Source organism: Anabaena cylindrica UHCC 0172 (genome assembly GCF_034931625.1).
GTDB lineage: Bacteria > Cyanobacteriota > Cyanobacteriia > Cyanobacteriales > Nostocaceae > Anabaena > Anabaena cylindrica_A.
In genome coordinates this window covers 22667-48982 of record NZ_JAYGGY010000103.1, presented here as the reverse complement: position 1 = coordinate 48982, position 26316 = coordinate 22667, and the positions used below count along the sequence as shown (strand labels likewise).

32 protein-coding genes are annotated in these 26316 nt (G+C 39.0%); 11 read left to right on the top strand and 21 right to left on the bottom strand.

Translation table 11 applies throughout. The annotated features are described in order from the left end of the window. Positions 1 to 74: 74 nt before the first annotated feature. Both VB713_RS23295 and VB713_RS23290 read right to left on the bottom strand, forming a co-directional pair. On the bottom strand, positions 75 to 2225 hold the full coding sequence (locus tag VB713_RS23295) for a dynamin family protein (protein WP_323313884.1): 2151 nt from the start codon (positions 2223 to 2225) through the stop codon (positions 75 to 77). Positions 2226 to 2437: 212 nt separating this feature from the next. Further along, the gene (locus tag VB713_RS23290; protein WP_323313883.1) at positions 2438 to 2920 is read right to left on the bottom strand and encodes a hypothetical protein; all 483 of its coding nucleotides are present in this window, start codon (positions 2918 to 2920) and stop codon (positions 2438 to 2440) included. Between the two features lie 944 nt (positions 2921 to 3864). Here VB713_RS23290 and VB713_RS23285 point away from each other — a divergent pair. The 4 genes from VB713_RS23285 (at position 3865) to VB713_RS23270 (ending at position 7300) form a co-directional block, all read left to right on the top strand. Continuing rightward, positions 3865 to 4497, top strand: a complete 633-nt coding sequence (locus VB713_RS23285; protein ID WP_323313882.1) for an AAA family ATPase — start codon at positions 3865 to 3867, stop codon at positions 4495 to 4497. Next, positions 4487 to 5410 (top strand): ParB/RepB/Spo0J family partition protein, encoded by a 924-nt coding sequence (locus VB713_RS23280; RefSeq protein WP_323313881.1) that lies wholly within the window; start codon positions 4487 to 4489, stop codon positions 5408 to 5410. Before VB713_RS23285 ends, VB713_RS23280 begins: the two co-directional genes overlap by 11 nt. A 577-nt stretch (positions 5411 to 5987) precedes the next feature. Beyond that, on the top strand, positions 5988 to 6929 hold the full coding sequence (locus tag VB713_RS23275; RefSeq protein ID WP_323313880.1) for a ParM/StbA family protein: 942 nt from the start codon (positions 5988 to 5990) through the stop codon (positions 6927 to 6929). A gap of 83 nt (positions 6930 to 7012) precedes the next feature. Then, positions 7013 to 7300 (top strand): hypothetical protein, encoded by a 288-nt coding sequence (locus tag VB713_RS23270; RefSeq protein ID WP_323313879.1) that lies wholly within the window; start codon positions 7013 to 7015, stop codon positions 7298 to 7300. Positions 7301 to 7396: 96 nt separating this feature from the next. Here VB713_RS23270 and VB713_RS23265 read toward each other — a convergent pair whose 3' ends face one another. The 6 genes from VB713_RS23265 to VB713_RS23240 all read right to left on the bottom strand — a co-directional run bounded on the left by VB713_RS23265 (position 7397) and on the right by VB713_RS23240 (position 10841). After that, on the bottom strand, positions 7397 to 8062 hold the full coding sequence (locus tag VB713_RS23265) for a hypothetical protein (RefSeq protein WP_323313878.1): 666 nt from the start codon (positions 8060 to 8062) through the stop codon (positions 7397 to 7399). Between the two features lie 2 nt (positions 8063 to 8064). Further along, the gene (locus tag VB713_RS23260; protein WP_323313877.1) at positions 8065 to 8532 is read right to left on the bottom strand and encodes a hypothetical protein; all 468 of its coding nucleotides are present in this window, start codon (positions 8530 to 8532) and stop codon (positions 8065 to 8067) included. A gap of 3 nt (positions 8533 to 8535) precedes the next feature. Further along, a complete protein-coding gene (locus VB713_RS23255) occupies positions 8536 to 9558 on the bottom strand; it encodes a site-specific integrase (RefSeq protein ID WP_323313876.1) in 1023 nt (340 codons plus the stop codon). A 190-nt stretch (positions 9559 to 9748) separates the two neighbouring features. Continuing rightward, positions 9749 to 10162 (bottom strand): HNH endonuclease, encoded by a 414-nt coding sequence (locus VB713_RS23250; protein ID WP_323313875.1) that lies wholly within the window; start codon positions 10160 to 10162, stop codon positions 9749 to 9751. Between the two features lie 9 nt (positions 10163 to 10171). Continuing rightward, positions 10172 to 10558 (bottom strand): hypothetical protein, encoded by a 387-nt coding sequence (locus tag VB713_RS23245; protein WP_015217659.1) that lies wholly within the window; start codon positions 10556 to 10558, stop codon positions 10172 to 10174. Positions 10559 to 10679: 121 nt separating this feature from the next. Next, complete coding sequence (locus VB713_RS23240; RefSeq protein WP_323313874.1) at positions 10680 to 10841, bottom strand: hypothetical protein; 162 nt, start codon at positions 10839 to 10841, stop codon at positions 10680 to 10682. Positions 10842 to 11132: 291 nt separating this feature from the next. Between VB713_RS23240 and VB713_RS23235 the strand changes: the two genes are divergently transcribed. Next, positions 11133 to 12752 (top strand): hypothetical protein, encoded by a 1620-nt coding sequence (locus VB713_RS23235; RefSeq protein WP_323313873.1) that lies wholly within the window; start codon positions 11133 to 11135, stop codon positions 12750 to 12752. Positions 12753 to 12779: 27 nt separating this feature from the next. On the opposite strand, the gene VB713_RS23230 is transcribed toward VB713_RS23235, so the two are convergent. Continuing rightward, positions 12780 to 14210: an ATP-binding protein gene (locus VB713_RS23230; RefSeq protein WP_323313872.1), complete on the bottom strand. Its 1431-nt coding sequence runs from the start codon at positions 14208 to 14210 to the stop codon at positions 12780 to 12782. Positions 14211 to 14421: 211 nt separating this feature from the next. Here VB713_RS23230 and VB713_RS23225 point away from each other — a divergent pair, with 211 nt between their 5' ends. Together VB713_RS23225 and VB713_RS23220 are read left to right on the top strand one after the other, a co-directional pair. After that, positions 14422 to 14607, top strand: a complete 186-nt coding sequence (locus VB713_RS23225; RefSeq protein WP_323313871.1) for a hypothetical protein — start codon at positions 14422 to 14424, stop codon at positions 14605 to 14607. A gap of 33 nt (positions 14608 to 14640) precedes the next feature. Next, positions 14641 to 14871, top strand: coding sequence for a hypothetical protein (locus VB713_RS23220; RefSeq protein ID WP_323313886.1), 231 nt, complete (start codon positions 14641 to 14643; stop codon positions 14869 to 14871). On the opposite strand, the gene VB713_RS23215 is transcribed toward VB713_RS23220, so the two are convergent. The 7 genes from VB713_RS23215 to VB713_RS23185 all read right to left on the bottom strand — a co-directional run bounded on the left by VB713_RS23215 (position 14829) and on the right by VB713_RS23185 (position 18199). Beyond that, entirely contained in the window at positions 14829 to 14924 is a 96-nt protein-coding gene (locus tag VB713_RS23215; protein ID WP_323313885.1) for a hypothetical protein, read from the bottom strand. The genes VB713_RS23220 and VB713_RS23215 overlap by 43 nt on opposite strands. A 10-nt stretch (positions 14925 to 14934) precedes the next feature. Continuing rightward, positions 14935 to 15360, bottom strand: coding sequence for an HNH endonuclease signature motif containing protein (locus VB713_RS23210; RefSeq protein ID WP_323313870.1), 426 nt, complete (start codon positions 15358 to 15360; stop codon positions 14935 to 14937). Then, a complete protein-coding gene (locus VB713_RS23205; protein ID WP_323313869.1) occupies positions 15357 to 15713 on the bottom strand; it encodes a hypothetical protein in 357 nt (118 codons plus the stop codon). Before VB713_RS23205 ends, VB713_RS23210 begins: the two co-directional genes overlap by 4 nt. Before the next feature lie 25 nt (positions 15714 to 15738). After that, positions 15739 to 16035: a nucleotidyltransferase family protein gene (locus tag VB713_RS23200; protein WP_323313868.1), complete on the bottom strand. Its 297-nt coding sequence runs from the start codon at positions 16033 to 16035 to the stop codon at positions 15739 to 15741. An 84-nt stretch (positions 16036 to 16119) separates the two neighbouring features. Then, positions 16120 to 16260 (bottom strand): hypothetical protein, encoded by a 141-nt coding sequence (locus VB713_RS23195; protein WP_323313867.1) that lies wholly within the window; start codon positions 16258 to 16260, stop codon positions 16120 to 16122. Positions 16261 to 16353: 93 nt separating this feature from the next. Continuing rightward, positions 16354 to 16836 (bottom strand): hypothetical protein, encoded by a 483-nt coding sequence (locus tag VB713_RS23190; protein ID WP_323313866.1) that lies wholly within the window; start codon positions 16834 to 16836, stop codon positions 16354 to 16356. Then, the gene (locus tag VB713_RS23185) at positions 16829 to 18199 is read right to left on the bottom strand and encodes an ATP-binding protein (protein WP_323313865.1); all 1371 of its coding nucleotides are present in this window, start codon (positions 18197 to 18199) and stop codon (positions 16829 to 16831) included. The genes VB713_RS23190 and VB713_RS23185 overlap by 8 nt, the downstream gene beginning before the upstream one ends. A gap of 519 nt (positions 18200 to 18718) precedes the next feature. Between VB713_RS23185 and VB713_RS23180 the strand changes: the two genes are divergently transcribed. The 3 genes from VB713_RS23180 to VB713_RS23170 all read left to right on the top strand — a co-directional run bounded on the left by VB713_RS23180 (position 18719) and on the right by VB713_RS23170 (position 20566). After that, positions 18719 to 19345 (top strand): primosomal protein, encoded by a 627-nt coding sequence (locus VB713_RS23180; protein WP_323313864.1) that lies wholly within the window; start codon positions 18719 to 18721, stop codon positions 19343 to 19345. A gap of 215 nt (positions 19346 to 19560) precedes the next feature. Next, positions 19561 to 19986 carry a hypothetical protein gene (locus tag VB713_RS23175; protein WP_323313863.1) on the top strand — a complete coding sequence of 142 codons (426 nt, stop codon included), beginning with the start codon at positions 19561 to 19563 and terminating at the stop codon, positions 19984 to 19986. Between the two features lie 190 nt (positions 19987 to 20176). Beyond that, a complete protein-coding gene (locus tag VB713_RS23170) occupies positions 20177 to 20566 on the top strand; it encodes a hypothetical protein (RefSeq protein WP_323313862.1) in 390 nt (129 codons plus the stop codon). 97 nt (positions 20567 to 20663) lie between these two features. Here the strand turns inward: VB713_RS23170 and VB713_RS23165 are convergent, their stop codons facing one another. The 5 genes from VB713_RS23165 to VB713_RS23145 form a co-directional block, all read right to left on the bottom strand. Further along, positions 20664 to 21212, bottom strand: a complete 549-nt coding sequence (locus VB713_RS23165) for a hypothetical protein (RefSeq protein ID WP_323313861.1) — start codon at positions 21210 to 21212, stop codon at positions 20664 to 20666. A 241-nt stretch (positions 21213 to 21453) separates the two neighbouring features. After that, on the bottom strand, positions 21454 to 22236 hold the full coding sequence (locus VB713_RS23160; protein WP_323313860.1) for a DUF6753 family protein: 783 nt from the start codon (positions 22234 to 22236) through the stop codon (positions 21454 to 21456). 145 nt (positions 22237 to 22381) lie between these two features. After that, a complete protein-coding gene (locus tag VB713_RS23155) occupies positions 22382 to 23152 on the bottom strand; it encodes a mobilization protein (RefSeq protein WP_323313859.1) in 771 nt (256 codons plus the stop codon). Between the two features lie 147 nt (positions 23153 to 23299). Beyond that, entirely contained in the window at positions 23300 to 23851 is a 552-nt protein-coding gene (locus VB713_RS23150; protein ID WP_323313858.1) for a hypothetical protein, read from the bottom strand. Positions 23852 to 23853: 2 nt separating this feature from the next. Further along, the gene (locus tag VB713_RS23145) at positions 23854 to 25104 is read right to left on the bottom strand and encodes a ParM/StbA family protein (RefSeq protein WP_323313857.1); all 1251 of its coding nucleotides are present in this window, start codon (positions 25102 to 25104) and stop codon (positions 23854 to 23856) included. Positions 25105 to 25895: 791 nt separating this feature from the next. On the opposite strand from VB713_RS23145, the gene VB713_RS23140 reads away from it, so the two are divergent. Beyond that, complete coding sequence (locus VB713_RS23140; protein WP_168540162.1) at positions 25896 to 26258, top strand: plasmid mobilization protein; 363 nt, start codon at positions 25896 to 25898, stop codon at positions 26256 to 26258. Positions 26259 to 26316: the final 58 nt, after the last annotated feature.

Genomic DNA, 26316 nt, shown 5'->3' with positions numbered 1-26316 from the left:
AATCGGTACAATCTGCATCTGATAAGCTTTTTAGACTATTTCGTCATCCCGTCAGCCTGAAATGAGAGAGAACATTAAACAGTTTCTTCAAGAAGCTTGTCAGTGATAGCTTCTATTGCTTTCCATTGAGTAAGAATTTGCCTATCGAGGGTATTTAAACGAGACACTTCTGCCGTTTTGTCAATTTCTTGAGATTCTTTTTGAGCCAAAAGCTCTTGTAACTCTGCTTTCCGAGATGAAATGTCACCGTCAATTCTTTGAGTTACCTCCTTCTCAAAGTTATTAAAAATTTCTTTCACGAAATTATAAATTTTGATCCTTTCTGCCTTAGCAACATTTGGCAAACTCTCTTTCATTTTTTCTTTAGTTAACTTGACTAACTTATTTCTGGCTAATCGTAATTGAACAGCACCTGCAACTAAACCAGCTAAAGCTATACCTATTGGTCCTAAAAAAGTCCCACCACCATATAGTAAAAAGATATTAGCTCCCACAGCAGTCAGAAATTGACCAATTAAACTTTTCCAATCTAAAGCTCCAAAACCTACTAAAGCAGCCCCCGCAGGATTCCCTAAAAATATCCCAGCAGCAGCCCCTGCCCATCTCGTCCAGCCAGGAGTTCGTTCTTCAGAAGAAACTGTTCCTGTTTCTATTTTTTGTTCATTCAGTTTTGCATAAATTTTATCCGTCACTTGGGTATAAGCATCGCCATAATTTTCGGCACTTTGAGCAATTTGAGAAAAAGCTTCTTTCAGTTTTTGTTCTGCTTTTTTAGTCCAGTCTGCTATCTTGTCATTAGAATACTGATTAAATGCCTGCTCCAAATTCTCTTGAAACTCTTTTCGTTTACCACTTTTAAGTAAATCAAAGACTTTCAAGTCAGGTTGGTATGGGGCAAAATCGGTTTCAAATGTACTATCTAAGTTAGAAAGATAATTACAAAAATCATCTGCCAATTCATTAGCGTAACGTTCTGATTTAGTCCGAATTTCATGTTGAAATCCATCTCTAATCTCAACTAACTGATTGAATTCCGGCTGAACCTCTTGAATTTTTTGTTTTAATTCTTCTGCTCCTGTATCTAGTAAAGTTACGCGTATTCCCACAGCTTCGTGAACCTGATGATAGATTTGACGAACTAAACCTTTAACATTTAGTAGCTCGGCAATAATTCGTTTTTGAGTGAGGAAAGGGCGTAAGACAGCGAAAAACTTATCGAACCCAGTCCCCTCTAATGAACCAGAGGGATTTTTCGTGCGGGCTTTAAAAGCTGCTAAAGAATTTAGCTCAAATACTCGTTGCTCGTAGAGATTTCTGCCGTTGTTTTGACAATAAGGAGACAGATTGCTTTGAAATACCTGACGAAGTTTATTTTCAGCTTCTGGCAATTCATCTTCATTTTCTATTTTTTGAGCAATTAAATCCCAATTATTAATCAGGAAAAAAGTAGCTAATTCTTTGTCATGAATATAATTTTCTAAGTAACGCCGCTCTGCTTGAGTACATGGTTGCGTAGCAGAAAGAACGAAAAGAATAGCATGACAGTTATTGATATAACCCAGAGCTAAATTATTTCGTGATTCGGTATCATTTAAGCCAGGACTGTCAATTAATTCTACTCCCTTCTCTAAAATATCTAGAGGATACTCGATAACAGCATATTCTACATCTGGAAACGCTGCTATTCCTTCTTCTTCCAATTTCTTGGCTTCGTCAGGAGGTATAGTATAGCGTTCTTTAAAGCTATCAAAATCCATTGCTTCTGGTTGTTTATCGTCATTAAAATGAATAATCACTTGTTTGTTTTCTCCATAACGAACAACAGTCAGCACTGCTGTGCAAGGATTAACACCTGTAGGCAATATTTTTTCCCCAATAATGGCATTTAATAAGGTGCTTTTACCTCGTTTCATATCTCCTAGCACGAGTAATCGAAATACACCTTGACGCAAATTTTCACTAACATTATTGAGATATACGATATCCTGCTCAAATCCCAATTTTCCAGAGCTATCTTCACCTGCTATTTCTGATTGCATCAATATGTCTGCTGTTTTATTTAAAATTTCAGCAGTTTCTCGACGAACTTTGGTAGCTTTTTCTAAATCATTACCAAATCGGTCTCCTTCGTTGACAAAAGTTTGTTCCGTTGCCGTATTCATAGTATTAGTTTCACTTACATTAATTAGTTCAAGGATATTGGAGGCGGATTCATTGTTATTCATGATTTTCATCTCCCGATTCAAATGTGTAGGGAGCATCCACTTTTGGCGGATCACCTTTTTTAGATGAACCATATACCAGGGTTTTTGGAGTACGAGAATTATGTTTCTTCCAAAAGTGGATGCTCCCAATGTGTATTTCGCGTTTTGATATTTGCGAGGTTACAAATTGTGGCAATAGAATAAACGCTTGCTTAGTTCTGGAACTAAGGAAATTAATTAGATTTTTGTAATGAGCCGATTCTCTGTGTAATAGAATTTATTTGTCGATCATAGTTATTGATTTGAACAGCGTAGGAAGTTAAATCGATAGCGACCTTAGCACAATATTGAAAATTTTGCTGATTTAAACAATAATTAGTTCCAACTATTCCCATACCTGCTAATAATACTTTGGTAGTTGGATCTAAATTTTGTTTTAAGATTGCAGCAATCCCTACTCCTGAAACTAATACAGCAGCAGATGCTTTAGGATTTGTTAGCATATAAAAACCCATTTCTGTCTGTAGATTTTCTGCTTGTATTTTGTAATCTTCCCGACGTTCCAGCAATCGTTGAATTTCATAGTCATATTGAGCTAGTGCCATGCTTGGATACAAGCAAGTCAGGGAAAGTGTGACACTTAATAATATCTTTTTGATGATCATTGAAGAATTATCAGAGGGTTTTAAAAAGTTGATAACTGAAGTATTGAGCATAGTTTTGTTATCCTTTGTCTGAGGTAAATAATATTAATGTTGGCAAATACATGAATGGGCAAGTTATTTTCTCAGGAGTAGTTGACAGCAATAATTTTGATAACAAGCTTGCTGTTTCTACTTTTGATATCTATGAATTTACAGGTGGTGAGAATAAGGTGATTGTCTATTTATGCGAATGACAAAATTAATGAGATATTCTGTGATCACACATCAATCAGTGCCTAAACAAAATTGCTTCTCTAATTCCAGCAGTAAGACAACTATCCAAACTGTACCGTCGAGGTCACACAACGGACTTTTAAAGCACCAGTGTTTTGGTTAAAATCACCCAAATCTAAATTCCCCATCTCTGAATCAATCTATTTGTCTATTTGTAAGGATTCAGGTGGTTTAAACCCTGTCACAGAGATAGGTTCAAAATTTAATTTTGTTTATCAATACTGTAGCCAATTTATGAGGGTGAGATGATGATGCTTTGACCATCAAATCCCATTTATCTGAGACTTGGCAAAAATAATCAGTCCTAAAAATTCCTTTAAGGTTTCCCACTAGGTTTTTTTAACGTATTGACAGCAGGATAATGGTTTCAGATGACAAACTACCTTTTTATAGAAACGCTTATGTATGCTTAGTTTTGCCAAAAATTATCAATGCTCCTATTTTGGCTACAGTATTGACTAATCCATTTCAGTTTTTGCAAAAAAATATTAACAATACAATTCACACAATAGATAATACTGTAAGAACAATGCTGGCGACCTCGCAGCAATAACAAAAAGCATTAACATTATTAGATCATCGTCAGTTTTTTAAAGATTCAATGCGGTTAAAACCGCCCGTGTCGTGGCTGATGAGCCATGTCGATAGCGTAACGTGGCTCTAGCCATACCATCCCTCCCAGGTCTAAAGACACACTCGTTTCCCACTTACCGCGTATTTTTATGATTATTGCTTTTACAAATCAAAAAGGTGGCGTAGGCAAATCAACTGCGGCTGTTCATCTGGCGTATTGGCTTAGTCAACGCCAAAAAACACTAATGGTTGATGCCGATGCCCAACAAAGCAGTTCCGTCTGGGCTAAATCTTTAGGTCTGGTTTACCAAGTGATTCAAGACCCAGAAGATTTGTTTGAAAAAATTCCTGACTTAGCTATCCAGTACTCAGCCTTAGTCATTGATGCCCCTGGTTCACTTTCTGAAACTACTAAAGCAATACTGGCTCGTTGTGATCTTGCTTTAGTTCCCTGCCAACCTTCTGGCTTAGATTTACACAGCAGTCATAAAATTTTGCGTTTTATCAAACACGCCACTGAACTGCGCTCTGGTTATCCCAAAGCTGCTTTATTTTTGAGCCGAGCCACCAAAGGTACAGTGTTAGAGCGAGAAGCCAGAGAAGCTCTCATAGCCACGGGAACCCATCTGCTAAAAGCTGCTATCTATCAAAAACAGTGCATTGCTGATGCTCCTGGTCAGGGGTGTACTGTGTTTCAAATGTCAGGCAAAGCTGCAACCGAAGCCGCAACCGATTATGAGGCAATGTTTCAAGAAGCTTTGGAGGTATTGAATGTCAAGTAAAAGGCGAGAACTCAAAGATTTTTTATATGAAAACACTGAGCCAACCAGCGATTCACCGCCGCCAACCACAACGGTAGCTGTATCTGCTATTAGTCTGCCCTCTCAGCAGCCCCGGCGCTATTTTGATCCGCTCAAGATGGAGCAACTCATTCAATCTGTGAAAGAGCATGGCATTTTAGAAAATCTGCTCATTCGACCAATTTCAAGTCAACCAGGGCAGTATGAATTAGTAGCCGGAGAAAGACGCTATCGGGCAGCGCAAGCTGTGGGATTATTAGAAGTTCCTGTTACCATCCGCACATTAACTGATTCTGAAGCTTTTACCATTGCCCTAGTAGAAAATCTCCAACGGGAAGACCTGAATCCAGTGGAAGAAACAGAAGGTATTTTGCAGCTACTGTCACTGCGATTAGAATCCACTCCAAATGAAGTCACAGCTTTGCTTTATCGGATGTTGAATGATATTTCTCGACTGACTAATAACGTTATTAGTCAACCAGAAGCCGAAGCAATTAAGGTGATATTTACTGACTTAGGGCTGATGGGGTGGGAGTCTTTTGTGAGCAATCGTCTACCTTTACTAAAACTACCTATAGATATTTTAGAGGCGCTGCGTTCTGGGAAAATTGAGTACACCAAGGCCAATGCCATTGCACGGGTTAAAAATGAACCGTTACGCCAAAGTTTACTAGCAGAAGCGATCGCTAGTCGGTTATCGCTAACTCAAATTAAAGAACGTATCCGTAGTTTCAATGAAACTAAACCTAGCCAGGATACCTCAAATCCTCTCAAACAGCGCATTACATCCATTTTGGGACGAGTGCAAAAAACAAAGGTTTTATCCAATCCCCAAAAGCAGAAACAATTAGAAAAACTGTTATTTCAAATGGAAAATTTACTAGAAGAAGATTGATATTCGTCCGTGAGTAGCATTGAAACAGGAGTGTATGTTAAGCCCCAAATGCTTGCTGTCACTGAGTTTGAGTCGTTGCGTTAAAATATAACTTTTCCTGTAATAACAAGTTTTATCACAGAAAAAAATCTGCAAGCCTGAATTTACTATGAAAATGAGACCTTGAAAAAGGTATAAATTTTATTGTTATCACATGAATCAGCCGTTAATGTATATTTTGGTTCCGTCGCTACTCGCACGCAAGATTATACGTTCGTAAAATTACTAACTAAAATTAATTTAGGGGACAATCAGGTGTTTTATGGGGGTTATATATACCCCAAAAAGAGATTGGAGACTTGTATTTATTTCCTTTGACCCCTATATATTACCTGCTTATAACCTGCATAGGAGTTAATTAGGGTATATATTGCCAAATAAAATTAATTTGGGGTATATGTAGGGGTTATTTATGGGATAAATATACCCTAACGCGAAAATTGAAAATAATTAAACTTTTAGCCCCTATCTAGGGTATATATAGGTGATACTCAGGGTATCTTTGTGCCGCCCATTTTCTGTACCCCACTTGACCCCCATGCCCAACATTCACGCCTTACAAAAAATATTTCCAGCAGGATTCGATAACGGTTACGGCAGCTTGAAACTTTTTGTCGATGGATTTGAAGTCGTTCGTATCCCCAGCTATATTTCCACAGCAGAGATGGAAGATGTCCCAGGAAGAATTGTCTTAGATGGTTCAGCTTACACCGTGGGAGAATCTGCCTTTCGTACAGGTTATCATTTTGACCGCAACACTGACCACAACGAAAACAAAATTAAAAATGCATTGTTGATGTTATTTGGTGGATTAGCACATCTGCCACATCGTAAAGCTTGGCATTTAAAATTAGTAGTCAGCTTACATGACATAGGACTAGCAGAAAATTTAAAACAAGCACTCAACGGAGAATATCAACCAATACTGGCAGGTAAAAAATCAGATGTCACCCTAGAAATAATCAAAGTCGTGCCAGAAGGAATGGGTGCATTGTTTGGGCATCAACTTCCACCCAAGCTCACAGTTTTAGATTTTGGTAATGGCACCACACTCTATTCTCGTTACAACCAGGGAAAGCGAGAAGTTCACACCCCGTACCCAGCAGGTGTAGAAGTTCTCATCGAAGACATTGCCGAAAAAATGAAACATCTCAACGGGGGGAAAATCGGTAACGCCTCCCAGATTCGATTTTGTTTGGAAAGGGGACATACCAAATACAGTCGTGACATTGATATTAAAGATATCTACACCAGTTGTTTGAAAGATTGGTATGAAAAATTCTTAAAGAAACCCGTAAGTCTGACACTAGATGCCAAACACCAAGGGGATGAAATTTGGGCGATTGGTGGAGGCTGCTTGTTACCTGGATTTAAGAAGCTATTGGAGAAGAATGGGTTCAAAATTCTGGACAATCCCGTAGAAGCTAATGCCTATGGATTGCTAGAAATGGCAAAAGCCATGATCAACAAGACTCTCTAGCCCTCTTGACCACCCCTGGCTTGAGCTTGAAGGGTAACGATGCGCGAATTTTGAATCAACCAATTTGAATGGGAACGAAGCCAATGACACCGGAAAAAGTTCGGATTAAAGATAGCTACCGAGAACGTATATTCGCCGAATCACAGCAACTAGATAAAAGTTACCTAGAGACGCTTTACTTTATCATTGATTGCTATTTTGCTTTCAAAAAGGGTGCATTCCCCATGCAACAAGTAGTTACACATACCCCAGCTTTCACCCCGATTGCTACAAACCAAAGCCCACAAGACCAGCCCCTTTCAACTCCATCACCACCGGAAAATCCCCAAGATGCTGATGGCGAAACATTCACCCTTGATTTTGATTTATAACTGTTATACCTCGTCCATCTTGGAAACTGGAGATTTTGCTATAGAAAAAACTACGAATTTCAACTTAGACCGGGTTTATGTCTTGGTGTGGCTTAACTAGTGATTAATGATCCAGATATTTTGGCTGTAATAAAAATCGCCGCGTTGCTCCAAGACAAACTCACCCAGCAACAATCCCAGCCACACCTCCACCATTGGCATCTGTAACATACGTTGAAGTTTAGTTAAAGAAATTTCACCTTTGATCTGTGCAAGATAGTGAGCGATCGCACTCTGCCATTTTTGCACATCTTCATCACTAGCCAAATTATAAACATCCTCTAAACTCGTCACCTCTTCCAACATTGCCAACACTTGCGCCTTCTCCACAGGTGCTACCATTGAATCACCTGATTCACCAGTATAAGAAAACTGATGCCGTCCATGTGGCTGAAAAGTTTGTGGTAGTGGGGTTTCAATCAAATCATCCAAATCCAACTGCATCGTCGTTCGCACCAAGCCAGCAAATATATCGTTACTGATAACGGGTCCATCTGGATGATTTTGGTCACGTACATCCTGTAACAGTGACTCAGCGCGAACTTTGAGAATATCTGCAATTTGAGTAAAAGCCAGTGCTGCGTTTGATAACTGTGCTTCTACAGGTAAATCATGCAGTTCTGCATCCAAACAATTCCACACCGTAACCAATGAAGATGTCGCTGGAGCTTCTGACAACTCATCCAAGATATCCCAGATTGTTAATTGGCGGTATATGGCCATCTTTATGACTCTGGATGTAATGGACAGGGGCGGACTGGACAATGGTTTGGGCTAACCTCAAACATATCCTTATATTGATATAGTGGGATACTGTATTGTTGAGCAAAAGCCTGTAATACCTGATCAGTATAGGTGCGGATCTTGCCAGCTGTTAATCCAAAACAGTGAATGGGTTCCAACCGACAAATTGGTTTTTGTCCCAGCCACAGTTCTGCACCCAAGGCGTGTAATGGCTTATCTCCCGATTCCTTATATAGATATAGCACCGCAAAATATGTTGTAGGTGGCTCAACTGTTATCGCATCAATTTCTGCTGAATTATCCTCAGTTCGGTGGCGGTAAAAAGAACGGCGATTGTGACAAACTTGAGGATTCCAACATCCATCCCCTTCTGTTCCATGCAGTACTTTTGCTTTAGAAGTTGGTAATTTAGCGCATAGCTGACATTTAGGGTCTAGCGGTTTTGGCATCGTTTACTCTACTTCTGTTTCTTCGCCAATTGCGCGATAATAAGCAGAAATCGCCGCTTCTTGTTCACTACGCAGTGTATAGCGTCGAAATGCTCTCTCGCTTTGATGTCCTGTCAGCTTCCTAGCATGGGTAGGATCAATACCCAACAGTAATAAATCAGTCGCATAGGTATGACGAAAAGAGTGAGGATGCAAACCCTCAACTTCAGCAATTTCCCCTATTTTTTCGATAGCAAAGTAAATACCGTGATAACTCAAACGTTCGCCTTGATATGAAGCATGGTGTGAAATCATCAATGGACTCAGGCTAGTCAAAACCTCTCCCTGTTGTTCTCGCCATTGCAAATACTCTGTAACTACCTCCCGACTGTCTTGACGCAACGGTACTAAGCGCGGTTCGTTAGTTTTCGTATCCGGTAAAAATAGCAGCTTGCCATCAAAAGACCCAGCATTTAACTGTACAACTTCCCCAGCCCGCAGTCCATGACTGAGAATGTGAACCAGCGCCGTATCTCGTTGCTTTGTCTCTCCCAGCAACTCCAACGCTGACCATACCCGTTGCATTTGTTCTGGCGTTAAACTTTGAGCAGGTGGTAGAGGTACTTTTTCTAGTTTGATGCCTATTGTCGGATTGGTAGCGATGATATCAGGATACGTATAACACATCCACTTAAAAAAGCTTTTGAGAGCCGCAATCCCCGCATTCATACTGCTTTTAGCAAGAGGTTTACCAGTATCAGTACGTACATTATCCCTCAGGTACTCTTTATACTGCCCAAAATGACGTGGACGCAGATCATGATAGTGCAGTTCTGTCCAAGCTAAAAACCTCTTCAGTTCTCGTTCGTAAAGCTTACGGCTGTTAGGCGCAAGGTTGTTGCTGCGTAAAAACTCCTGTACCTTGACAAAACGAATATCAGTTGGTGCGGTGGTTTTTGCACTTATTTTATTGCCTTTTGGTTTTCTTATAACTCCGGTATCTTCAATTGGAATTAATTTAATTGGTGGTAATTCGGCACTTTTCATAATTTTTTATTCAATAAATTGAATCAATAGTGTTAGTCCTTAATTTGGAATAAAACTGGAGATTTTTGGAAAATGATGTGATTTTTCATTAGCACTAGTCAAATCGATTTAAAAAAAATGTAAATACTCGATTTAAACCATCCATTAAAACTCAATTTAATCCTGACTCTATCTGTCATGTAATTAACACTTACGGATATTTTTCTTGGCTCATTAACACTTTCCTTTCTAATACCCGATTGGGAATATTAAATTGAAGTAATCTGGTAGTGGCTTTTCCCATCTGTGTTTTTCCCTCAATTCTCGCACCTCCAAAATAGAAATGGTCTTCCCAAATTTGACGGCGTGGGTTAAACAATGGGACAATTTCTCCTGTAGCTGCATCGATAGTAGCGAAATCAGAACCTTTATGACGATTGCATGATAGACATGAAAGTGCTAGGTTTTCCGGCGCGGTTTCACCTCCATGTTTAACAGCGATAATATGATCTACTTCGTGAGTATAAATCGAATAATCCTGGTGCAGTAAGCAATATTCACACCGTCCTGAAGCTCTATTTACAACTAGCTTCCTAAGTTCTGTAGAAATTGAATTAGAAGGCATTTTCTTTAATTAATTTTTCATTGCACGTACCTTTAGCAAAATCATCATATGTTCTAATTGCTCGTAAACATCTAATTCTGCAATTTCTATGGGAGTAATTGTACCAAAACGGTTTTTTTCTAATAAAGATTGCAGTCGTCTTTGAGTATTAGGTGAGACTTTAAAAGCAATAATTTCTGCCGATGTGGGACGTTTAACCAAGAAATCTAGCACTTCCTGGTAAACTTCGGGAATTTCTTCCGTTGCTGTATCAACTTGAGACTGCTCACTTGTTTGTTGAGGTTCACTACCCAATAATAGCCAAAGCAATTCAGGTAAGCGACTGTGCAAAGGTTCTAAACGGTGAGCCAGTTCATCCGGTATTTGAATGTTTAGTTGTGCCACGCTTGAAACCATTAACTGATCTGTTCACTTGTATTATGCTGTAAATTACATTGTAATACAAGCTTACAATACAAAATAAGTGACTCTTATCTTTTATACGATAAAATCTCCGATTAATACCCCCTTTCCCCTCTTACTCGAATAATTCCCGATGCTGATAAGCAAACCGTGAAACATCCTGACTTGACACAGGTTGAGCATAAATAGCCTGATTGCGAATAGCTTGCATTTGTTCTGATTCTCGCTCCATAGCCGGAGTAAATAGCGATCGCTGTCTTAACAAATCCTCAAACAAAATCTGTCCTGCTCTAGTGTGTTAATTTTGACAGGCAAAGCAGGGATTTCCTTCATGCAGAAAGTGTGATAGAAAAAAAGAATGCCTGAAAGCCCATAAAAAGGTTTTAGGGAAGCAAAACAAGCAGAATGAAGGTAATAGGGGAATGGAAGGATTTAAAAGTTCAGAAAGCCGATTAGTCCGGCTATTTCAAAAAGGTCGAGAACAGTGGAGAAAAAGAGCCGCAGAAAAACAGAAAAAAATGAGAGGAATGGAAATCAAGATCAGAGACTTAAGTGCAAGTCGAGACCTTTGGAAATCGAAAGCACTATCAGCACAGCAGCAAAAAGAGCAATTGGAACAAGAATTAGAAAATTTGAAAAAAAAACTGAATTTGACAAATTAAAAAAACAAAATAATCATGCAAACGAATTAAGAAATCAAGAGCTAGAAGAGTTAAGACCCAAAGGGCATAGTTATTTAGTTTGTGTCATAGAAACAGCAATTAAATTCTTAATAACAGGCTTAAATAGCCTGAGAGGGATTGAAAGAAATTTTGAAATATTAACAGAACATTGGATATTTTCAACACCTAATTTTAATACGATACGACAATGGTCATTACGCTTGGGATTGTATGAGTTTAATCGTCAGAAAGAATATCGGAGGGATTGGATATTTATTTTAGATATGACCATAGAGTTAGGAGCAGCCAAATGTTTAGTTATTTTAGGTATATCTCAAGAAAAATTTACCCGAATTGTTAAGGAAGAGGTGAGAAGTTTACAACATGAAGATGTCGAGGTCCTCAGTTTAGAAATCATGGATAAATCACCTGGTACGGTGATATTAGAAAAGTTAAAAAAATTAGCCGAATGTGTAGGAACACCTGTACAAATAATATCAGACTGGGGAAGTGATATCAAGAAAGGAATAAATTTATATAAAGAAGAGAATCCGGGAGTTATTCTTACTTATGATATTACCCATAAAATGGCTAATCTCCTTAAAAAAAAGCTATTACCAGATGATAACTTTAAAACCTTTCTGCGACAATGCAGCTTGACTCGTCAAAAAGTTCAACAGACAAAATTATATTTTCTTATCCCTCCTAAACAAAGAACTAAGGCTCGTTATCATAACGTTGATGTTTTGATAGAATGGGCAATAAAAGTCATAGAATATGAAAAACATCAAGATTTTTCTCAAATTAGCACTACCTATAGTTTAGACAATGAAGCACTATTTTTACTAAGCTTTACTTTGGATGTAGATATTTTCAATATTCTCAAAAATCTCACACCATTAGTTTATGATAACCGTCATAAATTTACTGAAGCTCTTAGGAAACATTTAGGAAAAGAATTGTGCGTTGTTCATGAAGAAATTATTTGTCAATATTCTGATTTAGGACGGAGAAGTTTTTATAAGAAATTTGGTTGGCTCTTTAATTATGAACAAGATATTGATACGTATACCGAAATATTTACTCAAATTCATTCTGTGCAAAAACAACTAAAAACTCAAGGTTTACATTCTGAATCTCTAGAAGAATGGTTGAAAACTATCTCTGTTGATTCTTTGACTCCAAGAGGACAAAAATTTCATGAAAAAATTATTGAATATTTAACATTTGAAACTAATCAAATTCCGGTAGGTCAAATTCTACTTGTTACTAGTGATGTTATTGAATCCCTGTTCGGTAAATATAAATTCTTTGCAGCTAGACGACCTCTTAAAGATATTGGTGCTAGTATTTTATTGATTCCTCTCTTTACGCTCAAAATTACGACAAATTTCGTAAAACAGGCAATGGAATCTATTCGTTTTATAGATGTTATTTCTTGGACTGAATCTATTTTTGGTTCTTCCATGCTCTCCCAAAGACGAAACCTTAAATCCGCGAATATTTCTGACACAGAACCTGCATGAAGTCTTATGGGTAAAGGATTCACAGAATTAACACACTAGTCCTGCTCTACCTTGAGCAAAAGCGTTCTCAGCACAACGACGCACAGCATTACCAATTTCGGCTGGAGTGCAAATCCTATACTCAGCCAACAGCCTCCGCCATTGCTCATCACTCCAAGGCGAATCATTACCTGAAAAAGCTGAAAAATACTTAGCTAAATGTAAATTGAAAACTTCGTATCTTGCCCCCTCATGGGGTAAATCTACAAAAAAGATATCATCAAAACGACGTACTAATTCCGCAGGTAACATTTCTAGACGGTTGATAGTAGCAATCGTATAAACAGGCTCTTGATGTTCCTGCATCCAAGTTAACAATCCCGCAGACAAACGCCGGGCTATACCTCCATCTGCATTCGAGTCCCAGCCAGCAAAACCCTTATCAAAATCATCCCAGTAGAGAACGCAGGGAGCAAGGGATGTTACCAAAGCGATAAATTCCTTTAAAACTCGGTCAGGATGAGGGCTACCCAATAGTACACCCCAATTAGCGGCTAACAGTGGCAAGCCCATTTTCTTGGCAGCTAACTTGGCAGATAAACTTTTACCTGTTCCTGGTGGTCCCCATAACAACATTCCCGTGGGAAACTGCAAGTTATATTTTTGTGCTTCTGGTTGTAGCAGACAGGTAATAGTTGCCAGCCTTGTTTCCAGTAAATCTAACCCCGCAGATGAGGGGATATCCGGTTGGGCAATGTACTCTAAACCCCGTCCCTTTAATTTATTAACTTTATGATCCAGAACTAATTGGGCGATATCCTCAAGCTGCAAAGCAAAACCTAAACATTGTTTCAGTAGCAGATTTATCTCGCCTCTGGGTAAACCTTGACAGGCACGAATCAGCAATTGCAGTGCTTGGTTTGTTGAATTTGTGTTTGAGTAAGGATAGCCATTACCTAAAGCCGAGTGCAAACAATTATCAAAAAACTGCTGTACAATTAATTGCACCTGCTCTTGATTTGGCAGTGGATTAGACAACACCGGAATAAAAGGCTGTAATTCTAGAGGTAGTTGAACGTAAGTTTCCAGTAATACCCAGTAAATATCTTGCTGACTCCACAAGGCTTGATGATAAGCATTCAGTAATTGATAGCTAAGTTTTTGACTGATTTGGCTACCATCTTCTTCGTTGAGCATCCCCTCCAACAAATAAATACCTGGTTGATAGTCTGACAAAAGATACTGAAGAATATCCTTATTGTTACCCCTATCAGTTGACTGTAAGATGTACTGACCTTGGTGCTGAATTAATTGCTGTAGTTCGCAGTAACCGGGATTCCAGAGAAAGACTGACAAAGACCGTTCCTCACCCCAATAGTAAAATTGCTGTAAAATCTGCATTCTGTCAGGGGTATGATATTCCACAGCCACAATTGCCGTATTTTGGTTAGCTAAGGCAGTCCAATCTGTCAACTTCATTAATCTTGTTTGAACAACATACTTCCTCCTTGTAGAGTAAATTGATTACTGATGCCTTAGCCTTATGGACAATTATTAGTGACCAGTGGGCTATGTTTTTTATTTGAGCAATAGCGATACATTTAGCGCAACGTAGAATCAGGCGTAAAGCCAGGCATTCGGCACTAGATTTAGAATATGATGAAGTTAATCAAATTAAACAGATAAATAAATGCGTAAACAAATTATCGAATATACATCTCCACTAGATGCGTTGATTGCCCTTACTAAACAGTTAAATGTTTATGAAATCAAGTACCAAATGAGTTCAGAAGATTTTTTGACAAATATAGCCAAGGAGAAACTTCTGACGATGAAGTGTTTGTCGAATGGGCAGGAAATTATCAGCATTATCTAGCTTTACATCAAGAAATAACCAGCAAACTCCAAGATGCCACGTAAACTTATCCAAGCGTATTTAGATGAAATTGAGCAACTTTTACTCAATTGCTCTAATGCATACATTGAGGAATATAGCGCAGTCATTTTAACGACAGAGCGGGCTAATCTCCGCATTAGGGTACGTTTTGCGATTAGATATTTACTAGCAGTCAGTGAAGCCTTTGTTGTTGTAGATAATCAGATTAAATATACTGCTTTTAGTGATGGTAAAAAAAGCTGAACCGTAGCCCATACAACCGCCACATCAACCTGCCAATATTTATATATCAGCATATTCTCTAATTCATTCATTTTTATTTAATTCCAATTGAGCAATTATCTTACGGACAGGCAGATACTCCACACGATTCACCCGCAATAACTTAACAGTCACCCGCCCAATTGGCGTTAAAGGCTGAATCATACCGCTTTCTACATCAAACAAAAAATGCTCACTCCAATTATCCTTTCTCGGATGATAAAGTCTCACCGTATCACCAGATTCTGGATCAATTGAAGCAATATCACTACCTTTAGCCTGATTACATAGCGAACAGGACAGCGCCAAATTTTCTAACACCGTTGCACCATCATGTTTTTCTGCAATCACATGATCAATCTGATGAGTAGCCAAAACCAACATCTCTGGAATTAAACAATACTCACAACACCCCTGAGCGCGTTCAAATACAATTTGTCGTAAATTGCTAGGAATATAAGTTTTACTCATGCACCTTGTTGTAACTTGAGCAGAGCTTGAGCTTTAGCAAGACGCACTAAATGCTCAATAAACTCATAATGTTGCCAAAGACACAAATCCCTTTCATCCAAACCTTGATTACGATTTTTGTCTAAAAGAGATTCAATTTCAGCCTGAACCATAGGCGAAAGACGGAGAGTTAAAATTTCTTGAGGAGATGGTAACTTTGCCAAAAACTCTAAAACTTCAGTTAGTCCAGAAAAACCCGTCGCCGGATTAGCACTAATTTCTCGCAATCCTAAAGCCAAAATTTGGGGTAAATCTTCCTTACGAGATTCTAAATTTCGCGCCATTTCATCAGGTATGTCTAAAGTAATTTGCATAATTTTTCGCTCTCAGTAATATAAATTATATATAAACTGCCTCAGCCAAAACACACTCACGAATCCGTGGTTTAAGCCCGTTCTTAGTAACAACATCCACTTTTAAGCCAAACAACTGACTTAAATAATCTCTAAATTCCACCAACATTATAAAAGTCGGCACTGTTTCATAATCAACCAAAATATCTATATCACTTACTTCCGTCTCCTCACCCCTAGCATAAGAACCAAAAATCCCAATTTCTGTAATTTGATAAATTTCACAGAGAGATTGCTTTTGTAGTGATAAAACTTCCCGAATTTCATGAATACTTTTCATCATCTTTTATCATCAGCCAAAGTTAATTTAATCTTAACAAATACAATTATTTCCGCATTGCTTGCAATTTTTCCGTCCCTGCCAAGACTACACCCGACTTTCTGCTTCCATCGGTAAAACCTCTGCTTGTTGACGAATACGAGCAAGCACGTCATCCCTTTGCCCATAAAGTTTTTGCAACAAATCGCGGACTTCTTGCTCCATCGAAACCCCCTTTTGTGTTGCCAAGCGTTTAATGCGCTCAAGCAACTCATCAGATTATATTGCGAATCGTAATTGTTGCCATACTACCTCCTTTGCTAGTGCTAGTCTACTACTGGCTCATGTTGGCGTTTGGTGATAGTTCTGTAAATCTCTGTCTAGCGACCAAATCAACACTTCACTCATGGGGAAAAGTTTACACGATTTATTAAATTCTTCAATAATGCTGAGATCCCCGAAGCTTGTTCCTTCTTGTTTATCAGGGGCTTTGTTTTTGCCTGCCAACTCCGGGAACTGGTCAATCCACAACATTATCTCTGCGGTGTTTGGAAATGTAGTAGGTCTCCAGGGAGCTACGCCTGTAAATGCTTCTTTAACTTCTTTAACAAAACGTAGGGCTGTTGTTCTTCGCATTGTGCCGTCGCCGTTTTGGGCAATATGGTTGCCTGTTTCGAGAATGGTCGCCATAGGCAACAAAAAAGTACAGCCCGATTGAGCATAGGTCTGAAAATCTTCGAGAACTAATGCTCTATGTTGATTATAGTTAGGAACGTTGAGTATTTCCAGGAATATGCTGGTATCAATCAGGCAAATACTACTCATTGTCGTACTCCTGCAAACGAGACAGCCAGGCCAGAGCTTGCTGTTTTCTGTCTTCAGGTGTGTGGGGTGACTTAACGAACCTATCCACTACCCCAGCAGTTACCAGTTGTCCCAATGGTCCTTGCGATATGAGACTGGGGAAATCGTACATATCCCCAAGCCTGATCAGGCGACTATTTCCTTGATTCCCTTCCTCTGGATCTCGGTAACAAAAGACTACATCACCTAAAGCCGCATCCGGTAAAGCATCCATTAGGGCTGGGTTGTGTGTGGAAAGCAGCACTCGTAATTTACGCCGCTCGGCAATATCTCGGATGCTAGACAGTAGATGCTTGGCACGGTTGGGATGAACACCGTTATCAATTTCTTCGATAACTACTAAACTTCCTTCAGTTGCCGATAGCATAGCAGATGCGATCGCTAACACCCGCAATGTGCCATCTGATAACAATGCGGCTTCACAATAGCGACGGGTATTACCAAAAGTTTCCGCTAGTCGCACCATGACTTCATCCCGTGGACCAATAAGGAAATCTAGCCCATCTATAGCCTGTTCTGGTAAACTCTGGATAAAGTTGAGAATTGCCTGTTGATTTTCGGGTTGGTTCTCCCACAAGCGATAGAGAACGCTGGACAGATTAGTACCATCTTCTTGTAATCGCTTATCAGATTTGAAGCTGTACTCGCGCATTTTGGCGGGAACGGGATCTAGAAACAGGATATTCTGTAAGACTCGTTGATATTCGCGGACTGTCTCTGGAATTATCTTTTGGGAATTTTCATATTTGGCATCAAAACGGGCAGGGCTGTCTAATTGCACAAAGATAGCCATTTGATCACTGCACGTTATTCGTGGCTTGTTCTTTCCTTTGGTAAAATTGTTATACGCGACACTAACATCAGTATTTATCCCTTCAGAAGGCTGATTTAGCTCATATAGCGGAACTGGATTTGTTGAGTCAACAATTCGCTCTCTACTGATGTGCAGTTCTCCATCACGCACATTGAGGGTTATATTGAGTTCGTTCCACTCTGTTGAGTCTAAACGGCAACCGATAGTAAAACTTGATTCTCCCCGATGACACAAATCATTGACTCGACCGCGTACAACACGTTCTGCACTATTCACCGCATATTGAATGCTGGAGAGTTTTTGCCCTTGTGCCAGCCATGACAGAAAGCGCAAACCTTCGAGGGCGTTACTTTTACCTGCGGCATTAGCTCCTATTAGGACAGTCAAAGATCCTAGAGGCAATCGGCTTTTCGACAGGTGGGACATTGAGCCTGCCGAACTGCTCACAGTTCCGCTTGTACTGTAACTTTTAAAGTTGGCGAGGGTAAATTCGGTTAGCATGGCATTCATATCATAATTATCCTCAAAATGCTCGATTTTAAAGGGAAGCAAAGAGGAGATTACGCAAATATATTCGTCAGTATTCGCTCTTGTTGCTCCTGTTTAACTTTGCATTTTTTTACTGCTTTATTAACTATGAATAAGCACATATAGCATTTCCTGGTCTAACGGGGTACAAATTTATCTGTGTTTATCTGCGCTCATCCTTTTCCATCTGCGGTTAATTCTTTTTGCTCATACGTCACTTAAATGGGAATTGCTATAGTAATTCTAAATAAAATGTGAATGCCTTTTGTTGCTTGTTTTATGATTCAGTATGGCTACGCCTCGCCAGCTATGATAACTCAAATCGGATTGCTATATCACCAGAATAATCTGCTTGTTTATTTGGACATTTGCAAGCTTAAATAGTTATCACAGGAAAGATAGATTGGAAATCTCAATTATGAAATTGGAAGAAAATGGAGATGAAAGCCGCGATTGCGGCAAGGAGGTGAAAATTTCACTTTCTTAAAGGAGGAAAGTTAAATGGCAATCGCCAAAACTCGTACTAACGGCAATACTCGCCATACAGCTAATGGTAAAGCACCAGCAAAAACAAATAACACAGCTACCGCAACTAAATCAAAAACAACTAATACTTCACCACAACAGGAAGCATTAGCCTTATTGAAAGAATTGCGGAATTTAATCTTCAAAGAATACGGGATTAAATTACAGTTACGGGACTCAAGAATTTCTACCAAAATTGGTCATGCAGCCCGTGAAAAAATCGGACTTGATATTGCTGCTCAAGTCAAAAAGAAAGGCGGTAATAAAAAGTTTGATTGGCAGAAATGGAACAGCAAATTATTTCCTAAATTGTTTGGACAACCAGATACCCTCAAATATCCACCAGAAGTAGTTGCCATTTTCATGAGTATGCTGTACGACACAATCAGCAAAGATCCGGAGCAAGCAATAGCTGATTTAGTCGAATTCAACCGTGCATCACTAGAACGTCGCAACTCATTCCAAGAACAAGAAGAGGAAGAACTGGATGATTTAGATGACGAACTTGACGAGAACTTGGATGAAGATGACGATGATGAAGATGAACTCGACGAAGACTTGGAAGAAGATGACGATTTAGATGAAGACGATGATGACGAGTAATTGATTCTCTATAAGTGACAGAAGTATAACCACAAATAACCATGTATTGCTACCAACAATACAGGTTATTTTTTTATTTAATTTGAACAAAATAATGCAGGAAAATCAGAATTTCCTAAAACTTTGTAAAGAATCAACGAACTGAAATTTCAGCGAATTGCATCTTTCGATGCGGTTTTTATGAGAAAAACAGAAAATACCAAGGAGTAATTCTCATGCTTAAGACTCGCAAAATTACTAAAACATCCTCTAAAACTAAAAAGCACATTCCAGCTTTAGAGCAAGTAATTACTTATCAAGAAAAAGTCCACTTGATGATAATTGAGGTATTACGGGAAGAATCGGGCAGAGAATTAGCAGCTACCGCCCGATTTAATGAACAAGAGTTTGATTGGGAAAAACATAACACACAGTTTCGTAACGATTATATGAACACACCATTGAAAGAATTGGTGAATTATGCCCGCAAACTTTACGGCTTGAATAATCTGGATGAAATTCGAGATAGACGTGCTGCTCATAAAGCTGCTCGCTCTAAACGCATGGCGGGACTTAATGGTTTAAGTAATAACTCAGATGACTGGATAGATGACGATTTTGAACAGGATGGAGATGACGAAGATTTAGAATTTGAAGATTAATTATTATGCCCCGAATTATCTGAGTCGGGGCATTTTATTTGAGTGCGTAGCTAATACAACAAACAGAATTGAAGACAATAATTGCAACTGAATTTCAGCAATCAAAAAGTGAATTTTAATTCAGAAGGCATCTGTCGATGCTATCTATGCGAGATACAAGTAAGTAATTCGTTAATCAAAGGACAATTTTATGAAACGTGATCAGCAACAAACTAAAGTTTTAGAAAAAGCTATGGAATATCAAGGTAAGGAAAATCCAATCAAACGGAAACGTAATCAGCAAGAAACCAAAGCTTTGGAAAAAGTTATGGGATATCAAGATAAAGTAAGATTAATGGTACTGGAAGTTTTGCGAGAAGAAAGTGGACGAGAACTTGCTGCTAAAGCACAGTTTAATCAGCAAGAATTTGATTGGAACGAACACAACACAGAATTTCGTCAGGACTATGCTGATACTCCTATGAATGAATTATTAGCTTATGCTAAACGTTTCTATGGATTAAAAGATTTGGACGCAGTGCGCGAGCGACGCAAGGCTCACAAACAACGACGCGCAGCTAGATTTGCTGAAGCTTCTTAAGTATCGACTTCTGAAAACAGCAGCCCCACATTTAAGTGGGGTAACTTTTTTGCCCACCCACCCTGATCCGTAAAAACTAGTTATCTTGCTGAAAAAATCACTTTTTTTTCACAGGTAGAGGTTCACAACCAACACCACCAAATGTGGCAATTCTTCGAGTAGAAAACTGACTGGTCATTAACTCGTAAATTTGCTGGTTAGACAGTTGAGTTTTGTTAATTTCAATTGTTGGTTTTGTTCTCCCCTTATTGACATAAATAAGCATATCTGCCCAATAAAACCGTGGTTCAGAAGGTTGGGAATAAACAGGATAACAGCCTTTAGAACTAATCGCTAATTTGTGATCTACAGCAGACATTGATGGCAGTGCAATACCTGTCCGCACCAATTTTGCTGCTTCTACTGGTCCCCACAAACGCAGATTGTCCTTGATACAGCGTTTACCGTCTTTAACTGGAGCAATGATATTCCCACAAACTTTCACCTCAACATCATACATTGGTGGGTAATCAGGTATAGAGGGAGTTTGTGCTTTGGCGGCAATGCTTTGGCTATTAGTGCTTGAATCAACACTTGCATTGGTGCAAGCTGCTAAAATTCCTCCTATTACTAATAGCCACGTTGCGCGAAGTTTGCGGCTCATCATTGATTTCACTCCTATTTTAGAATTCAACAATTAATATCAAATCCGGTTAAATGCACATAGCTTCAATACTTTCAGAGGGAATAGGGAACGGTTCAGCCGTCAGCTTTCACTGCTGAAAGACAACTTTCGGAGAATTAATCGCCAGGTTGTAAATTGACTGACATGAACACTTCTGAATCTTTGCGATTCCTGTTTTCCTGCTCTTAGCTGACAGAGGAATCGCTGAATGCTTACATAAAAACTAATTTTTTGATTGAGAAACAAACTTACGTTGATTAAGAGGTTGCACCCAAAGAGTACAAAAACCTGATACGGCTTTTTTGCTGCTTGCTCCCATTTCTAGAGTTACTCCCAAGCGTTTTACTTCCTTAGTACAAGTCAATTGACCAGCACTATCTCGACTCAATAAATCTCGATTCCATTCCATGAAATTACGAGCAAACTTGCCTTCATTAGTGGTTGCCCATTCCAAGGCATTAGCTTCTTGTTGAGTCAGTTGGCGTGAACCAGTTGGGTCTAAATTGCTAGATTGATACCAAAGCATTCCCCACACACTGAGAACTCCACCCACTCCTGCGGTAATCAATAAGAGTATTCCAGCTACAATTAATGATGGAACTGAATGAATGGCACGCTCAAATTCTGTATGCTTGATTAATGTTGTGACTGCGTGAGCGATCGCTTTCTGCTGTCCTTTGACTGCTGCTTTTTCATAGCTTTGCAGATGCTCATAAAGTTGCGTTTGCCACTGGTCAAACATTGTCTCCATTTCTTGAGGACTGTCTTCTAACAGCACTTGTAGTCTGCCAGTCGCAATCATCATCAGAAATGCTGGATCATCAGGGTCTAGTCCGGTTTGAACAACTATTTCCCAAACCCTCGCTTTAAAAGCATCATCCTTACCACGAATGGCTAAATCTAGTAAAGTAGGGTAAGGAATCCGGCTTAAACCTTTACCTCTAGCAGCGACTGAATCCAAAAAATCATCATCTAAATCGAGTTCTTCCGGGTGATAATTTCTCATACCTTTATTGGCTTTTAAGTAGATTACTTCCTAAGAATTCAGCCGTCAGCAAGCGAAGATTTAGAGATACCTGTATTCAAAAATTTTAAATAATTGAAAGTGGGGCTAAAAGCACTCTTACTACTAACGTCTTGCAATGATTACCTTATTTCTTGGTAGCGACTTTGCCATTAGTATTAGCACTATCAGCTTTTTCTGAGGGTGGAGTAATTGAAGCTGCTGGTAGATGCCAAATTTTAGCTTTTTCAATTTCCTCACAAGCTTTTTTGAGAAAACTGTGCAGTCTCTGCTTACCTAATATTCCTAATTCTCCATAATCTTTAGCCTGAGAAAAATTTATCCGATGGGCATCAAGGAGATCCCGTTCTCGATAACTAAACTTGGGAAAGTCAATGACTGCTACTTTATAAGCCTTAATTAAATCCTGTAAATCTTCACGTCCATCTATGTGTTTCCAATCATCGCATAAACCAAAGTTACGGACAAATATATGTTTAATATTTTTTTCAAATCTTTGAAGAGATTGCATAAATAACTGCACACTATCATATCCTCCACTACAAACAAACCATTTATTTATCTTGACTTTATTTTTGCCAGTAATTTCTAGAATTTGATTACGCTCAATCCAATCAGTTACGGCTGGGTAGACTTGAGCAGGTAAATTGACAATTACAGAATTTGTCAGTGCCAAATTAAAGATTTCATCAGCTTCGTAAGCTTTGCGCTCTGATTCACTAAAAATGGCTGTTTTATGATTGTCTGGGTAAAATGCACCTACGTCTGGATTACTTTGGTCAGCTTCCACCAACTCATAAAGTAATTTATTGTCAATGCAGTATTGCACCATGACTCTGGCAAACAAAGACTTACCAACACCACCTTTTTCACCATCAATGAAGTGAATTGTAGCCATCTTATTCTCTCCTTTGTGATTTGATTAACTGTGCATTTATATAGGAATCTGGGTTGAATTTTGAAAATATACTGAGATTGAAATCTTTATCCAAACAGGGTTTTGTCTGAAAAACAGTTCAGAAATTAAATAGAGTCCTATAGATGCTTAAATATCTGTGAACATATCATTATCGTCATCATAAAAAGACCCTTTCCCAGGAATAAAAGAATCAGAATTAATTTGATTATTTGCCTGATTACTATTACCTTGGTCTTGGCTAAGACTATTATCATTACTACTGAAATTACCAGCATTTGAACCGAACATAGTAGCTAGTGTCTGAGGATTAGTCATCGTACTTATAGGTACAGCTAAAACATCACTTGATTTGTGTGGTAATCCCAATTCCATTCGCAAATAAGCTAAATGTTGCTCTAGGGCATGACAACAAATCAACCCTATGCGATGCACTTCTTGATCACTAATACCTACACCTGTATTTACTTGGGCTTTGTATGCTAATGGCAACCAGCATATTCTAATTGCTTGTAATACCATTTCTTTACCAGTTTGTGCTTTATTTCCCTGTTGTAAATATGCAATTAGTTTCCCATCTACAGTATTTGCCAGAGGACGATATCGAAAACTAAAATCTTCCTTTTGTCTGTTGTGTTGTCTATTAGGGTCATGATTTTTAGGTAATTTATTATTAGTCATATTTATGCCACTTTCTCCATTTGCGCTCTAAATCGCATAAACAAGCCAAAAGCATCAATTAACCTAAAGGACAAAGCTTCTTGTTCTCGGAAACTATGGTAATAATCATTATTGGCATTCTTGAAAGCTGCTTGCACCTGCTGCTGTAAATCCGTACCCCAATAAGTGGGAATTTCTTGAAAACATTCTTGTAATTCTTGTTCTAAGTACAAAGCTGCACCACCACTCAAAATCACTTCGTTGACCGCAGGTAAAGTTGATTCCAGCCAATCATAAAGCCTAGACCAATACTCAGATTTAGCAGTCGCAATGGCATTAACAATCATCTGCAACTCATAATCAATGTTTTTTGCGTCTCTGCTTTTTACCAAAGCGCGAATTGCTTGGTTATCTGCTGTAATATCTGCACCAGCTGCATAGATAGCAGCAGTTAAAGTAGTGGCATCCTGTCCAGAGGTGCGTTCAATTACCCGCTTTACCATTTGGTGGAAACCCAACCCATTGGTGTAACCCGCTGTCATCTTCCCTCGTTCAAATAAGAGCAGACTGGTATTGCGATGCCCAAACATCAGCACGGCAATGGTTTGGGAGTTAAACCATTCTTTCCCATTCTGGCGTTGACGAATCATGGCTAATCCCGCACCTTCAGGCAGACACTCGAATCGTTCCAGTTTTACCCGCAATCTTTGACCCCGAAATTTAAAATCTTTGAGTGCCACCCGTAACTGTTCTTCAAAGGCTTGACGATTCTGATATTCGCCATAGGGTAGTAGTGAGGTCAGTGATAATGAGAATTTGTTGGGCAGTTTATTGTGTTGAGCGATTACGCTCCGCTCGCTGCCGGAGGCGATCGCTAGGTCGCGCTTCCCTATCGCACTTTGCGCCGTGCTGGAAGTGATTTTGCTTTGCACACTGCCGCAGGCGATCGCACCAATTACTGCTAGAGCTTTGTCAATTGAAGTTTCGTACTTGAGTTTATCTAGTCTGGCGGATGCTGAAAACTGACGTGCCAGGAATCCAACTACTGTACATTGTGTATCACCATCTACCGCACAAGACACCCAAGCTTCATCTACTGGTTTAGAAGATTCCAGACCCTTGCGACTTGACATATAAGCGTCAATCGAACTTTGGGGCAACTTCAGCATTTCTGGTTCCATTGTCATTAAACATGGTTTGCCTTCAGTTGCTAGTTCGTAAACAATCTTGGTCAAGGAAGCACCAGGGTCAAAACTAACAATCAGGTTTGACATTGACATTAGCTGTGGTTATACGTAAAAGCTGCTTTTAACTTAAATCCAAATATTGCTTATGAACATCACTCTATTGACTATTTTTTTGCTGCAAATTTTAGCCAGTTGGTTATTTTTTTCACAATCGTTGTTCAATTCTTGGCTTTTCTGTTAATTTGATCCAGTTCTAAAAGTATGGCAATGCAACGCCACTGGTACTCCAGTAGAACTCCACTGGAATTACACTCAACCGCCATTAAAACTCCAGTAAAACTCCATTCAAACGCCATTGTCTGCTGTTTGTATAGTTAGAAACTGTCAATAAAAAAGCTTGTTGATAATAATTTTGGCAGTGAAACTCCACTCCTACTCCATTGGTACTCCACTGAAACTCCACTCATATTTTTGATTTGAGCAGACTAAAAAAACGTTTGGAGCATAGCAAGCCATGTCGCAATGTGCATCTCTAGGATGCAAAAATTTTGTACTTTTCAGGGAAGCAGCGACAGACTTGCCCTCCTTTCACGGTTCCCCTACCTCAGTAGGTTAACCACCGTGACGGAGGGGAAGATGATACGAAAAAAATCAAAACTCACAGAACTTGCTTTCACTTTCAATATACGAAAAAAATCAAAACTCACAGGACTTGCCTTCACTCTCAATATACGAAAAAAATCAAAATTCATAGAACTTGCATTCACTCTCAATGCTGGATGTCAAATTCAAATCGAAAATAGCCATTTGGTTAATGACTAATTTACTTAAATATTTCAAACTGGAAATAAAACATAATCTTTGCAATAAATTAAGCCATGCCTCAAAAAGAGCGCACAATTAGATTTCATATCTGCCTCACACCGCAAGAGAAAGAACAGGTGCGACAAATGGCAGCAGAAAATAGCTTGACGATGGCAGAGTTATTCCGTGCTAAGACTATCAAAAATAGATTACCCAGGCGTGTCACCAAAGTAGCAGGTCAAACTTACTGGGAATTGGGGAAAATAGGCAATAACCTCAACCAAATAGCTAAAGCTATCAATACATCGGTACTCATGGGTGAGCCAGTGGTTGTTGATAGAGGATTGTTGGAACAGGTAAGAGATTTGGTGAAACAGGTGCGGCGAGAGATTACGGAAGTTGATTTAATCACTGATTTACAAGACGAGGAAGATTGATTTGTCAAACAAGTGCGGCGAGAAATTACGGAAGTTGATTTAATCACTGATTTACAAG